This window comes from Aequorivita sublithincola DSM 14238, from assembly GCF_000265385.1.
GTDB classification, from domain to species: Bacteria; Bacteroidota; Bacteroidia; order Flavobacteriales; family Flavobacteriaceae; genus Aequorivita; species Aequorivita sublithincola.
The window spans coordinates 2084304-2098109 of the sequence record NC_018013.1 but is presented as its reverse complement, the minus strand read 5'-3'; the positions used below and the strand labels follow the sequence as shown (position 1 = coordinate 2098109).

Genomic DNA, 13806 nt, shown 5'->3' with positions numbered 1-13806 from the left:
TAAAAAGAGCAAAAACACTGGAACTTTAACTTTTTGTTAAGACTGGAGAATTATATGTGATGATGAGGAAAAGCTCCTCACCCTGAAAGGGAAGGGTGCCCGAAGGACAGGGTGGATTATTTTTTTACAACCCTCAAAACCCGACTAATATCCCCAACAAAAACCTTCACAAAATAATTACCAGCACTAAGCCCAGAAATTTCAATTTGTTGACGGTTACTGTTTCCTTTGGAAATAAGCAATCGCTGCCCAAGCAAATTCATAACTTCTATAGAAGAAATAGAACCTTCTGCCTGAATATTCAGTATATCACTAGCAGGATTAGGGTAAGCTATAATCTTTAAAGTTTCAAAATCTGAAACGGATAGTTCATCAACAAAAGTCGTAAAGACAGTATTCGTCACAATCGCCGCATTAAAGTCAAAGTATATATCTGCGGAGTTAACAACCACATCGTTCAATTGAACCGTTGACATTGGTTTTACTTTAAAAGCCACAAAGCCGTGGCTTCCTTCAGGATCCGAAGTAACTGTGGGTAAGTTGATGTCATCAAAAATAAAATCTATTATGCCATTTACAACCTCAGTCTCCATCAAGTGACTTGCATCCAAAATCCTTAAAGTTGTCCAATCCAGTTTTTCATCTAAAGCATCTTCAATATGAACATTAATGGCGCTGGCGGTACCCGTATTCTGAAAACGCACCACATAATGCAGATATTCATCAGCATCCTCAATAAGCACTTGATTGCCTTCTAATACTTGCTTATCGTTAGGATCAAAACTGTTTACCACTATTTGGTTTAGATTAAAAACATTATCATCTGGCGCAGTATCACCATTTACCGGGTTTATTGTTACGGTGTAGGGAATCACATCATCCCCCACTACTATAGGTGGCATGGCAACATCAAAAATCACTTCAATAGTCCGAATTTCAAAAGGATTCAGGTTGCTGTAATCCCAAGAAATAGTATTTCCAATTACGGAAGTTTCCGAAGGTGTCGCTTCTAAAAAAGCTACTTGCCCTTCAACAAAGTTTAATTCTACAGCACCGCTAAGTATGGTGGTTCCCACATTTTCATAAACCAGTTTGTAATGCGCTTCTAACCCCGGTCGAGCTTGATTTGTAGGTACAATAGAAACAGTTAAATCATTAAAATTACCCAAAGGCTCTAAACAAAAATCTACAACATCCTCATTTCCAAATCCTATAAAGTTTGAGTCTTGACTAATAGGATTACTGGTAAAATATCCAACATTTGGCGTTACAACTGTTGTATAAGTGCCCTCACCTACAAAGAAAGAATACTCACCATTCAAATTTGAATATCTCAAAATACTATTTTGATCTTTAGTCGTAATTAAAGGAATGTTAGGAACTAACATATCATTCTGATCACAGCCATCCTGATTAATGTCTGCTCTAACAATACCTCTAATTATATTGTTATTTGGCGAACAATTATCGAAAATTTCAGTCTCAGAATTACAACCGGGCCCATTATTTGAAAGAGTGATAACGGGATTGGGAAGATTAAGATAATTGCAAAAACTTATTATGCTGCAATTGGAAAGATTGGGGTTATTAAACATAGTTATTCTTTCAAGAATATTAGAGTCAATATTTTCTATTGAATTAATATCTTGCAATACAGCATTTCCTGTAAACCGTATTCCGTGTACAATATTTAAATTTTCTAGCCCATTAAGAGAAAATAAACCATCACAAGATTCTATTTTTAAAAATCCATAGTCATTAACTTGGGTGGAGTAATTATTAATAATCTCAAGACTTTCTAGCCCCTGAAAACTAGCTATTGATGGGGAATTAAGTGCAACAAGCGCTCCAACTTCCACCAAATTGTCAAGACCTACAAAATTGAGTATATCATCCATCTGATCAACTTTCAATGCGCCTCCTATATAACTAAGGTTTTCCATTCCCGTAAAATTTTGCAGGATGTTGTTTTCAAAAATCCAAAAAGATTTGTTCACTGTTGTAAGCGAGCTCATACCAACAAGTGAGTTCAAGGACTCATTAGAGGTAATAAATAGCTCGCCATTCACTGTTTCAAGAGATTCCAAACCCACTAAATTTTGTAATGCCGGATTTGCATTTTGTGAGTTTAATACTCCACCAATAGTCAAATCTCCACCAACATACATAAGGCCATCAAAACCATTAAGGTTTGTAATAATTTCACAACCAGATATTCGTAATGACCCCCCTACGGTTTCCAATGATTCTAGTCCATTAAAATTAGGAAGACTGGTTAGTCCATCATTAAGTGAGCCTGCGCCTAAATAAAAATCTCCCGTGATTTCCGTAAGGGAGCTAAATCCAATTAAACTTGTAAGCAAATAATCATCATATATATTTAATAACCCATTAATTGTATTGAGATTTTGAAAACCTGTAATACTGTTAAGCGTTTCATTTTCATCAATCACCAATCTTCCGTCTATTGTATTCAATGAATCAAATCCAGCAAGGGTAATTAAGGAATCATTATTATTAATTTCAATACCGTCTATTGTGTTTTCCAAGCCATTAAAACCCGTTATATTTTCTATATTGTTATTTCCCAATATATACAACCTTCCTCCTACTGTCGCCAACGAGTTTATTTTATCCAATTGTGTTAAAGAAATATTATCACTTATAATAAAATCTCCGCCCACTGTCTGTAATTGTGCTAAAGAAATATTATTTAAAGATGGATTGCCAGGATATGCAGCTGAAGTTCTTCCTACAATCAAACTTCCAGAAACACTAACCAAATTATCCAAAGTATTGATATTAACCAGCGCATTATTTTTTTGAATATGCATATACCCATTTACCGTTGTGAGACTCTCTAATCCAAATGTAATCATCGATTCATTGTAATTAACAGAAACATTTGCAGCAGAAGTTAAACTCCCCAAACCAGATAAATCTTGAAGAGAATTATTCAAAAATATCTTTAAATTACCCGTTAAGGTCGAAAAATTCGGACAATTGGGTAAATGCGTCAAAACATCATTTTTTTCAATATCAATACTTCCACCTACTGTTTCAAGCAAATCAAAATCCGCAATAGAAACTAACAGTTCGTTATTGCTAAAGGTAATATCTCCTTCCACATTTTGTAGTTTTTCCAAATCGCCAAAAGAAGTTAAAGAATCATTATCATTTACTGTTAAGCTCCCGCCTATAGTCCCCAAATTGCTAAAACCATTTATTACAGAAACAGAATTATTAGAAATATTAAAATCTCCATTAATAGTTGATACTCCATTGAATCCAATTAGGTTTACCAATGCAATATTGTCCGTAATCACAAGACTCGAAAGAGAATTTACACCGTTCAACCCACTAACATTTTCCAAACGATGATTAGAAAGTAATCTTAAACTACCCGAAGCACCTGTAATGACGTTTAAACCAGCTATTGAAATTAAATTGTTGTTGGATGATATTTCAATATATCCGCCCACAGAAGTAAGATTGTTTAGCGCCGAAATATCGTTAATAGCAGATAAGTTGCGTAACTTTAAATATCCCGTTATTGATGTTAAACCTTCTAGACCATTTAAACTGGTCAATGTTGAAGAGGCAAGAATTTCCAAAGAACCGCTAATAGAATGAATATTTGACAAGCCGTTCAGATTGGTAATATTGTTCCCTATTATACTTAAGGACACCGGCAAATCTGTACAGCCAGGATAATTAACTGAAAAATTATCAACTTCACTTTGTGTTGACAAAGCTAAAGGAGCCGTAGGGCATTGTGCATAAATAAAGTTTAATTGAAAAGCCAAAGAAAAGACAAGAAGTAATAGTTTGCGCATTATTTATTCTATTGAAGATTATTAGCTTAGCGAGGAGTCGAAATTTCATACAAAAAATTTAGTTCTCAAAACAAAAGCCACCAGACTCTTGTTTAATTGGTACAATATATAGATTTAAATATATCTCCAAAAAATAAAAATCTTATTTTAATAAAATCATCTTCAAAAAAATTCCCCGCCAAGAAAGAAAGTGTTGTTCATCGCATCATCAAGTGCCAAGTTCTATAATCGTTCAACTATTCGTCACCATTTGCACCACATTCATTCAAAAAAATACATCGGCATCTGAACAAATTTCGCCGACAACCAAAGCAAAACTGCTGAAAACCCAACATTTATCAATAACTTTATAAAATCTAACTTCACAAAATGAACTAATGAAAAAAACAACTACCCTCCTATCGGTTCTATTCCTCGGAATTGCCACCCTTGCCACCGCCCAGCAGCAAGGCAAAAAAGCAACATTAAATGAGGATGGAACTATTTCGGTTGAAACAGTTACACTTCCTGAAAATTATTACAACCAAGAACGAACTCAAGCGTTAGATACAATTTGGCGCTATGGCCAACCTGCCAATCCAACATTCAAAAACACTCGCGGCGTAACCTTGGCCGATATTGACAACGATGGTGTAGCTGAAATTCTATACGGAATCAATAAAATTTTATATGCTTTAAAAGGCGATGGAACCGTACTATGGGAAAAACCAGTAAGCGGAACCATCCTCCTTCCCCCAACAGTAGCAGACCTAGACAGTGACGGAACCTTAGAAATTATTTTAAATACTGGCGGAGTTCCAAACGCAGGCCGTGTATATCTTTTGGATCCATCAGGAAACAATCTTCCTGGTTGGCCATTAAATTTTGACGACCACTGGATGATAAACGCCCCAGCTGTTGCAGATGTTGATGGAGATGGCGTGTTAGATATTGTTACCGGAGAACGCGTGAGCGGTGCTGTGGGTTTCGTACACGTAATAAAAATGGACGGAACGCCGCTCAATGCAAACTGGCCAGTAGAAGTAGCTGCCACACCAGCCTTCACCCCTTCCATTGCAGATGTTGACAACGATGGTAATGCAGATGTGGTTATTGCCGCTTCCAGCGCAGGGATGTATATTTTTGACAATCAAGGTCAAGTATTCCCAAACTTCCCAGTTTTTGATCCTAATGTGAAATATTCCTACCAATCCCCAATCCTCGCTGACCTAGATGGTGATGACGATCTTGAAATAATAGGAAGCAACCACGGCGATGCTCCCGGCTTTTACGTTATGGAGCATGACGGCACCTATAAAGCCGGCTGGCCTATTACCCTTGGCGGATGGACATATTCCCCCGCAACGGTTTTGGATTTTGATGGCGATGGGGTTTTTGACATCTTTATGTCCGACAGAAATACGAGCGGCACAGCAGGTGATCCGCTTCCAACCATTTATGGCTTAGACCCTGCTGGTAACAATTTGCCCAATTTTCCCATAGAAAAATATGGTGGTACTGAAGGCGTACTTTCCATTGCAGATGTTAATGATGATGGCACGTTGGATATTATTTTCCCAAGCGTGCTAACCGATGCTGCTGGCGAAGGTTATATCCACGCTTTTTCATTGGATGGCAGTGGCGAAATTCCTGGTTTCCCATTACGTCCTCACGGTTTCACTTTTTTAAACGGCGCAGTTTTGGGCGATGTGGACAATGATGGTTTGCTAGACCTCACCGCCAATAGCTACACCCAAACCTTCGGAACCGGCATTGATTCTACATTTGTAAATGTTTACAACCTCAACGTACCTTACAATCCAGATTCCATAAAACGAAACGGTTATAAAGGCGATAACACCCGCGCTGGATATGTAAAACTAGATCCACCAATTGGAGTTGCAGAATTTAATACAGTTCCAACTATTAATATATTCCCAAATCCTTCGGAAGGAATATTGACTTTTAAAATTTCTTCGGCAATGCAAAATGCAAAACTGAAAATATTTAGCATAGACGGAAAGATGGTTTTTTCGGAAGAAAGAAATCTGGAGACAACTTCTACTTTCAATCTAAAACATTTGAATAGTGGATTGTATTTCGTTACAATTTCAGACGGAAAACATACCTCCACAGCGAAGTGGGTGAAGAATTGATTGAATCGTTTCGGTTAACATAGATTTTTTTAAATACAAAAGCCTCAAATTTTGGAAATTGGATTTAATTTCTACTTTTGAGGCTTATCAATATTCTTATGAATTCAAAAATACTTTTTTCGGGATTGCTGGTTTTTATTTTTTCGGCTTCTAACTTGTTGTTTGGACAGTGTAGTTCAATTTCATTTAGTCATCAATACGAAATAGACAACTTTGCCACATCTCATCCCGGTTGCACAGAACTTACCGGCACACTCAATATTAATGATTCACAACCAGGGAATATTACAAATCTAAATGGATTGTCCCAAATTACTAAAGTAAAAAATTTAAAGATTATAGATAACATAGCGTTGACTAACCTCAATGGTTTAAACAATTTAACTGCTATTACGGATGGAAACTCTTCTGGCAATCTTTTTATTGTAGACAATACAAATTTACAAGATCTAGATGCATTAGAGAATCTCCAAGAAGTACTTCGGGACATTAGAGTTGTAAATAATGCTTCTTTAACATCTATCCAAGGGCTTCATAATATAGTTATAACAACTCCAGAAATAACAATTATAATTGAAGAAAATCCACTCTTAGTAAGCTTATCCGGACTCAGTAGTATCCCTCCGCAAGCTGGATTTCTAAAAATAAGCAATAATGAATTGTTGACTAATTTAAATGGTCTTAACAATTTAACTGAATTAAGCCAAAGACTTGAAATTAATCATAATCCTAACTTAATCAATTTCGAAGGATTGAATAATTTGACAACCATAGGAGGAGAGGGGATGTTAATTTATTTTAACCCCTCATTAGAATCATTTAATGGATTGGAAAGTCTTATTTCAGTCGAAGATGCCTATATCAATGGAAACACTGCTCTTTTAAATATTGAAGCTTTAAGCAATTTTACCAGCTCCGCTGATTCCTTTGGAATCGTTAATTCTCCGTTATTATCAAATTTGAACGGATTGGAAAACTTAGACTCTGTAAATTATTTGTCTTTTGGGGGACTTAATAACCTTAATGATATTTCCGCACTCTCTAACGTTAATATGTCGACTGTAAACTATTTGAGCATTGGTGCTTGTCCTCAATTATCTGTTTGCGCCTATACTAACATCTGTCAATATTTAGACGATCCATCAAATGAAGCTCTAATTTCGGATAATGCCCCAGGCTGCGCCTCCCGTCAAGAAATTCTACAAGCCTGCGGACTAATAGGTATTCATGAAAATATTTCTTCAGAAAAATTCACCATTCATCCAAACCCAACCAATGGTGCTTTCACTATTTCAGGAATAAATGAAGGAACAGTCCAAATATCGGACAGCCGCGGTAGGATTTTAAAAACCTTCACTTTGGGAAAAGATGAAACATCCTTAAATGTTTTGTCAGAAGGTGTTTACTTTGTTAATGTTACCAATAATAAAGGTTCTAGCACCAAACAATTGATGAAAATATAGTGTTGAAAAATTTAAATGTGTTAATAGCTTTTTGAAATCGGGCAAGCATAACTTATTATTTCCAGTACCTTTCAACAAAAAAAATGCTTCAATTAAATTTCAATTCTATCGCCGAAAACCTTCCCGGAGACAAATGGCAACAACTTTTCAATAAACATTGGCCAGCTTATAAAGCTTGGTTTGTTTCAAAAGGTGCTGTAAATTCTCCTTCTCTTAAAGAAGCCCAGCAGCAACTAAAGGAGTATATGCCCAAATTTATTCCAACCTACAATAGGCTCTGCGAACTTGCTGGCGACGATATAATTGCCCACCGCTTTCTTACAGGTTACCAACCGCCCGCTTATATTTCAGGCTGCTCGCAAGCGGTGATTAAAAACCCTCCGCAATTGGTTCGTAATTACGATTATCACCCCAATCTCTGTGAAGGCACCTTATTAAACAGCGCCTGGAACGGAAAACACGTGATTGCAATTGGCGATTGTCTTTGGGGCGTGGTAGATGGAATGAATTCAGACGGACTAGTGGCATCGCTTACTTTCGGAGGCAGAAAAGTTGTGGGAAAAGGTTTCGGCATCCCTTTTATTCTTCGTTATGTCCTGGAATTTTGTAGTACTATTGAAGAAGCTTCAGAAGTTTTGCAACGCATTCCTTCACATATGGCATACAATATTATGCTTCTGGATAAAGACGGAAATAGCAAAATGTTGCAATTGGCGCCAGACCATAAACCGAAAGTTACTGATTTAAAAATTTCAACCAACCACCAAGGAACTGTAGATTGGCCAGAGCACGCGGCTTTTTCAAAAACGGTAGAGCGCGAAAAGTTTTTACAGGAAGCTTTAAAGTCTGGCAATATAGAAGCAGATGCACTGGCGAATAAATTCTTAGAAAAACCACTTTTCAACAGACAATATAACGATGGTTTTGGAACTATCTACACTTCTGTTTACCGTCCATCTGAAGGTTATATGGAATTGCGATGGGAAGACAAAACCCTAAAACAATCCTTCGCAGATTTTGACGAAGGGAACACTTTGATTACCTATCGCGAAAAAGTTTGGCAACCACAAACAACCACAAAGACCACTGTTCCAAAAACAAGTAAAGATGTTGAAGCGCCACATTACGCAACCGCAGATTATTGGGTGGAATATGGTAAATCGTGGGCAAGCGGAAATCCAACAGATCTTGGAAAACAAGTCGCTGAACTCATAGGAAATGCTATGGGAATGGCAGGAACGCCACAAATGGACAAAATGCTAAAAGACTTTGCTTCCGAAACCAAAAAACGCGGACAAGTTCCTTGGGAAATGCTTGCAGATCTTTGGGCGGGATTTGGAAGGTAGCGTTAAGCTTGAACATACAGTTTTTTGATTGGGAATTGCTCCCTCTATGAAAAAGAGGGAGCTCTATCTCGGCTGCTCGGGGTGAGTACTTAATTTAAAATTTGCTAAGACCCCTTTCGTCTCCCGAATTATACTATTTGCTCAAAATTGAAATTCGTTCGGGGGGACACCTTTCCCTAAAAGAAAATTAGAACTTTTGATTTACAATTATTAGAAGGTGAAGGAGCGGGTATTTGTAAATTGATCAGAATTTAAGTTCATCTTATCTTTCTATTTCCACTTTTTGGAATTTGGCGCTTCGTAATTGGTCATTTCTATTCAATAACATGCTGCGAATAATTCCGCCACTTGTCCAAACAAGCTTCCATATCTTCAGGAATGGGGCATTCAAAACGCATAAATTTTTCGGTTACTGGATGCACAAAACCTAGTGTTCTGGCGTGTAAAGCTTGCCGTGGCAATACTTTAAAACAATTATCTACGAACTGCTTATACTTTGTAAAAGTTGTTCCTTTAAGTATTTTTTCGCCACCATAACGTTCGTCATTGAAGAGCGTGTGGCCTATATATTTCATATGCACACGGATTTGGTGCGTACGGCCCGTTTCCAATCTACAAGAGACCAAGGTAACGTAGCTTAAACGTTCCAAAACTTTGTAATGGGTAACGGCGTGTTTTCCCTTTTCCTCTTCGTCGTTTTCGTAAACGGTATTCTGCAAACGATTTTTAGGGTGGCGGCCAATGTTGCCTTCAATCGTGCCTTCATCTTCCTCCATATTTCCCCAAGCTAGAGCTACATATTCGCGCTCGGTACTTTTGTCAAAAAACTGTTTGGCGAGGTGCGTCATTGCTTCCTCAGTTTTTGCAACAACTAATAATCCGCTGGTGTCTTTGTCTATTCTATGAACAAGTCCGGGACGATTACTGGAATTATTTGGATGGTTTTCAAAATGATACGTCAAAGCATTTATTAGCGTTCCGCTGTAATTACCGTGACCGGGATGCACAACCATTCCTGCAGCTTTGTTTACCACAAGCACAGCATCGTCTTCATAAACAATATCAATCGGAAGGTTTTCGGGCACTAAAAGAAACTCATATGGCGGATGCTCAAAAAGAACAGTCACCACATCATTACCCTTTACTTTGTAGTTTGATTTTACGGGAACGTCGTTTACGTGAATATTTCCAGCAACAGCAGCCTTTTGAATTTTATTTCGAGTAGCTTTTTCAATCAGATTCATCAGGTATTTATCAACCCTTAACGCGCGCTGACCTTTGTCTGCCTTAAAACGGTAATGTTCATAAAGTTCATCATTTCCGTCTGTATCTTCAATTTCTCCTTCTTTAAAATTCGCCATCGTTCTCTTCTTGGTTTTCTATTGGCGCATCTTGGTTTTCTTCGGAAGAATCAATTTCAGATTGAATTCTATTCTGCGATTCATCCCCAACAATCAAGTCTATAACCGATGTTTTTTGAAGCGGCGTTCCTGGATCGAGCTTTTCGCCATTGTAACGCATTTCCAAAACATTATCGCTAATATGGGGTCTATGACTTATTTTTCCAATTTTAAAACCCATTGCCAAAAGCGTTGGCTCGGCTTGTCTTCGTGTACGGCCTAAAACATCAGGCACTTCAATTTTTCGATAACCGGATGGATTTAAGGTTAAATATAATTTTCTGTCTTCCTTTACAAATTTACCCGGTTTCGGAATCTGCTCAATCACGGAATATCTTGGGAAATCTGGATTGTAGTTTGCTGAATCTAGGATTTCATAACGAAGTTCCATTTCATCCAACTTCTCCTCTACTTTATCTAAAGACATCTTGGCGAGGTTCGGAACTTCAATCTTTTCGTTGTGGTTAGTGCTAAAACGCAACCACCACAATGTTAAAAAAGCTAAAACGAGTAAAGCAACAATAGCCAAAAGCAACTGTCTTAAAAATGCTTTTGAAAAAACGAACTGGAAAAAAGTCATAGGTTTGTTTGTTAATGCACAAAAATATAAAGCCCAAAGGTAGTATCTTTTGATGAAATTGATTCCGAAGCCTCGGTAGAAATTGAAATTGAAATCCAAAGTCTACAGATAACCGATAACAGATAACGGACAACTGCAAGTTTTTAATACTTTTGTAAACGTAGATTTTAATCATTTGTTATGGGTAAAAAACATATTGCGGTGGCTATGGGCGGCTATTCCAGCGAGTATCAAATTTCGCTAAACAGTGGTGGAGTGGTTTGTGAAGCTCTCGACAAAAATAAATATGAAGTATATCCAATCCATATTTTGGAGGAAGGTTGGAGTTTTGTTGCCAAAAACGGAACGAAACACCCCATAAACAAAGCTGATTTCAGTTTTGATAACGGTACGGAAACCATTCGTCCTGATGCAATTTTCAACACTATTCACGGAACACCCGGTGAAGATGGCTATCTTCAGGCCTATTGGGAACTGCTGAAAATTCCCCACACAAGTACAGATTATTATCAAGCTGCACTGAGTTTCAACAAGCGGGATTGTCTTTCTGTTTTGAAGAATTTTGGGGTGCGTTGTGCAAATTCGTACTACGTTAATGAAGGCACTGAGATTAATTTAGACGAAATAATAAAAATCACAGGTCTCCCTTGTTTTGTTAAACCGAATCGTTCCGGCTCCAGTTTTGGTGTAAGTAAAGTTCACGAAATGAACGAAATGATGCCAGCCATTGAAAAGGCATTTACCGAAGATTCCGAAATAATAATAGAAAGAGCCTTAGTTGGAACCGAAGTTGGAGTTGGCGTTTACAACAACGGCAACGAAATTATCGCGCTTCCACCTACCGAAATTGTTTCAGAAAATGAGTTCTTTGATTTCGAAGCAAAATATCTCGGAAAATCACAAGAAATAACTCCTGCTCGTATTTCAGAAAAAGAAACTGAAATACTTCAGCATGAAGCCAAACGTATTTATAAATTGTTAAATATGAAAGGTGTAACCCGTAGTGATTTCATCATAGAAAAAGGAAAACCTTATTTCTTGGAAATAAACACCAATCCTGGTCTTTCCAAAGAAAGCATCATTCCAAAGCAAGCTCGGGAAGCTGGAATGACTTTGACGGAGTTTTTTGATATATTGCTGCAGAATGTAATTAAATAGAAAAAAGAGCAAAGATAAAAGAATAAAGACAAGCTATATTGTCACCCTGAGCGCAGTCGAAGGGTTGAATTTTAAATCGATTAAATGAAATACTACCTCATAGCAGGCGAAGCATCTGGAGATTTGCACGGAGCCAATTTAATGAAAGCCTTAAAAAAAGAAGATACCGAAGCAGACTTCCGCTTTTGGGGTGGCGATTTGATGCGCGAAGTTGGTGGCGTTGAAGTAAAACATTACCGCGAGTTAGCTTTTATGGGCTTTGCTGAAGTACTTCTGAACCTCGGAACCATTCTTAAAAACATTAAATTTTGCAAAAAAGATATTGAAAGTTTCAATCCTGATGTTATCATTTTCATAGATTATCCAGGTTTTAACCTTCGCATTGCCAAATGGGCGCGTCAAAAAGGCTTTAAAACACACTATTATATTTCACCTCAAATCTGGGCTTGGAAGGAAGGTCGCATAAAAGAAATAAAACGCGATGTGGATGAGATGTATGTAATCCTTCCTTTTGAAAAGGATTTTTACGAAGAAAAACATAATTTCCCAGTACATTTTGTAGGTCATCCATTGATTGACGCTATTTACAGCCAAAAGCAGGTAAATCCAAAAACCTTCAAAAAAGAAAACGGTCTAGATGAACGTCCTGTAATAGCATTGCTTCCTGGAAGCAGAAAGCAGGAGATAAAAAAGATGCTTGAAATAATGATTTCTGTGGCGAAAGATTTTAAGGAATATCAATTTGTAATTGCAGGCGCGCCGAGTCAGGAAAAATCTTTTTATGAAACTTTTCTGACTACAAAGAATGTGCATTTTGTAACTAACAAAACGTATGACCTTTTAAGTATTTCGGAAGCTGCCTTGGTTACCTCTGGTACAGCCACGCTGGAAACTGCGCTATTTAAAGTACCGCAAGTGGTTTGCTATAAAGGTAGTCGAGTTTCCTACGAAATTGCCAAGCGTGTTATTAAGTTGGACTATATTTCATTGGTGAACTTAATTCTTAACAAAACGGTTGTTACAGAGCTTATTCAAACAGACTTCAACAAAAAGAGGTTGAAGGAAGAATTGACCAACATTTTGGAACCCTACAAGCGCGCTACTATGTTTTTAGACTATTACGATCTTGAAAAAGCGCTTGGTGGCAAGGGTGCAAGTGAAAATACGGCCAAACTAATCTATTCCACTATAAAGACGAAGTAACTAATTTTTATTACTTTTAAAGATTAATCTTCTATTCTCTATTGATGAAAAAACTGCTGCTTCTTTCCTTTTTTACATTATTTCTAGTTTCCTGTGGAAGTACAAAAAACACGGATAAAGTTCCTGAGGTTATCGTTAATAAAAATGAATCGAAGCCCAAATCGGTTCGGAAAGTAAATTCCCGCAATAACACTAAAATCACGAACAACAAAAGGGAAGAAGAAGTAGAGATTGAAAACGCAGAAGAAAGTCCAAAAGAAATAAAAAGGGAAATAATTGATTACGCCAAAACATTTGAAGGCACGAGATATAAGTTTGGCGGCACGACTGAAGCGGGAATGGATTGCTCCGGATTGGTTTATACCGCTTTTCAAAAGGAAAACATAACGCTACCGCGAATCTCTCGGGATATGGCGAAACAGGGAATCCTTATTTCCTTTAAAGATATTGAGGAAGGCGATTTGGTGTTCTTTAAAACGAGCCGCAAAAACGTAATTACCCACGTAGGTTTGGTGGTTGAAGCAAAACGAGGTGAAGTAAAATTTATTCATTCTTCAACCAGTGCCGGAGTCATAATTTCATCGCTCGACGAGGCTTATTGGAAAAAAGCTTTTGTAGAGGTTCGAAGAGTTATATAAAAAACTTTTTTGTACCTTAGAATAAACTTTGTGATATGGAAACTGCG

General features: G+C 37.3%; 9 protein-coding genes. 6 read left to right on the top strand and 3 right to left on the bottom strand.

Translation table 11 applies throughout. From position 1 onward, the window contains the following. Positions 1-116: 116 nt before the first annotated feature. Positions 117-3836 carry a T9SS type A sorting domain-containing protein gene (locus AEQSU_RS09670; RefSeq protein ID WP_014782680.1) on the bottom strand — a complete coding sequence of 1240 codons (3720 nt, stop codon included), beginning with the start codon at positions 3834-3836 and terminating at the stop codon, positions 117-119. A gap of 377 nt (positions 3837-4213) precedes the next feature. Here AEQSU_RS09670 and AEQSU_RS09665 point away from each other — a divergent pair, with 377 nt between their 5' ends. The 3 genes from AEQSU_RS09665 to AEQSU_RS09655 all read left to right on the top strand — a co-directional run bounded on the left by AEQSU_RS09665 (position 4214) and on the right by AEQSU_RS09655 (position 8780). Next, positions 4214-5971 carry a T9SS type A sorting domain-containing protein gene (locus tag AEQSU_RS09665; RefSeq protein ID WP_014782679.1) on the top strand — a complete coding sequence of 586 codons (1758 nt, stop codon included), beginning with the start codon at positions 4214-4216 and terminating at the stop codon, positions 5969-5971. Between the two features lie 98 nt (positions 5972-6069). Beyond that, positions 6070-7434, top strand: a complete 1365-nt coding sequence (locus AEQSU_RS09660) for a T9SS type A sorting domain-containing protein (RefSeq protein WP_014782678.1) — start codon at positions 6070-6072, stop codon at positions 7432-7434. 83 nt (positions 7435-7517) lie between these two features. Further along, a complete protein-coding gene (locus AEQSU_RS09655; RefSeq protein WP_014782677.1) occupies positions 7518-8780 on the top strand; it encodes a C45 family autoproteolytic acyltransferase/hydrolase in 1263 nt (420 codons plus the stop codon). 314 nt (positions 8781-9094) lie between these two features. Here the strand turns inward: AEQSU_RS09655 and AEQSU_RS09650 are convergent, their stop codons facing one another. After that, entirely contained in the window at positions 9095-10141 is a 1047-nt protein-coding gene (locus tag AEQSU_RS09650) for an RluA family pseudouridine synthase (protein WP_014782676.1), read from the bottom strand. Further along, entirely contained in the window at positions 10128-10760 is a 633-nt protein-coding gene (locus AEQSU_RS09645) for a PASTA domain-containing protein (RefSeq protein ID WP_014782675.1), read from the bottom strand. Before AEQSU_RS09645 ends, AEQSU_RS09650 begins: the two co-directional genes overlap by 14 nt. A gap of 180 nt (positions 10761-10940) precedes the next feature. Between AEQSU_RS09645 and AEQSU_RS09640 the strand changes: the two genes are divergently transcribed. The 3 genes from AEQSU_RS09640 (at position 10941) to AEQSU_RS09630 (ending at position 13759) form a co-directional block, all read left to right on the top strand. Next, entirely contained in the window at positions 10941-11918 is a 978-nt protein-coding gene (locus tag AEQSU_RS09640) for a D-alanine--D-alanine ligase (RefSeq protein WP_014782674.1), read from the top strand. Between the two features lie 84 nt (positions 11919-12002). Next, positions 12003-13121, top strand: a complete 1119-nt coding sequence (gene lpxB / locus AEQSU_RS09635; protein WP_014782673.1) for a lipid-A-disaccharide synthase — start codon at positions 12003-12005, stop codon at positions 13119-13121. A 44-nt stretch (positions 13122-13165) separates the two neighbouring features. Then, positions 13166-13759 carry a C40 family peptidase gene (locus AEQSU_RS09630; RefSeq protein ID WP_014782672.1) on the top strand — a complete coding sequence of 198 codons (594 nt, stop codon included), beginning with the start codon at positions 13166-13168 and terminating at the stop codon, positions 13757-13759. Positions 13760-13806 lie beyond the last annotated feature (47 nt).

What these genes read in the sequence shown, in the direction of transcription:
- AEQSU_RS09640 (WP_014782674.1), top strand. Translation starts at nt 10,941, where the DNA reads ATGGGTAAAAAACATATTGCGGTGGCTATGGGCGGCTATTCCAGCGAG.
- AEQSU_RS09655 (WP_014782677.1), top strand. Translation starts at nt 7,518, where the DNA reads ATGCTTCAATTAAATTTCAATTCTATCGCCGAAAACCTTCCCGGAGAC.
- lpxB (WP_014782673.1), top strand. Translation starts at nt 12,003, where the DNA reads ATGAAATACTACCTCATAGCAGGCGAAGCATCTGGAGATTTGCACGGA.
- AEQSU_RS09660 (WP_014782678.1), top strand. Translation starts at nt 6,070, where the DNA reads ATGAATTCAAAAATACTTTTTTCGGGATTGCTGGTTTTTATTTTTTCG.
- AEQSU_RS09630 (WP_014782672.1), top strand. Translation starts at nt 13,166, where the DNA reads ATGAAAAAACTGCTGCTTCTTTCCTTTTTTACATTATTTCTAGTTTCC.
- AEQSU_RS09645 (WP_014782675.1), bottom strand. Translation starts at nt 10,760, where the DNA reads ATGACTTTTTTCCAGTTCGTTTTTTCAAAAGCATTTTTAAGACAGTTG.
- AEQSU_RS09650 (WP_014782676.1), bottom strand. Translation starts at nt 10,141, where the DNA reads ATGGCGAATTTTAAAGAAGGAGAAATTGAAGATACAGACGGAAATGAT.
- AEQSU_RS09670 (WP_014782680.1), bottom strand. Translation starts at nt 3,836, where the DNA reads ATGCGCAAACTATTACTTCTTGTCTTTTCTTTGGCTTTTCAATTAAAC.
- AEQSU_RS09665 (WP_014782679.1), top strand. Translation starts at nt 4,214, where the DNA reads ATGAAAAAAACAACTACCCTCCTATCGGTTCTATTCCTCGGAATTGCC.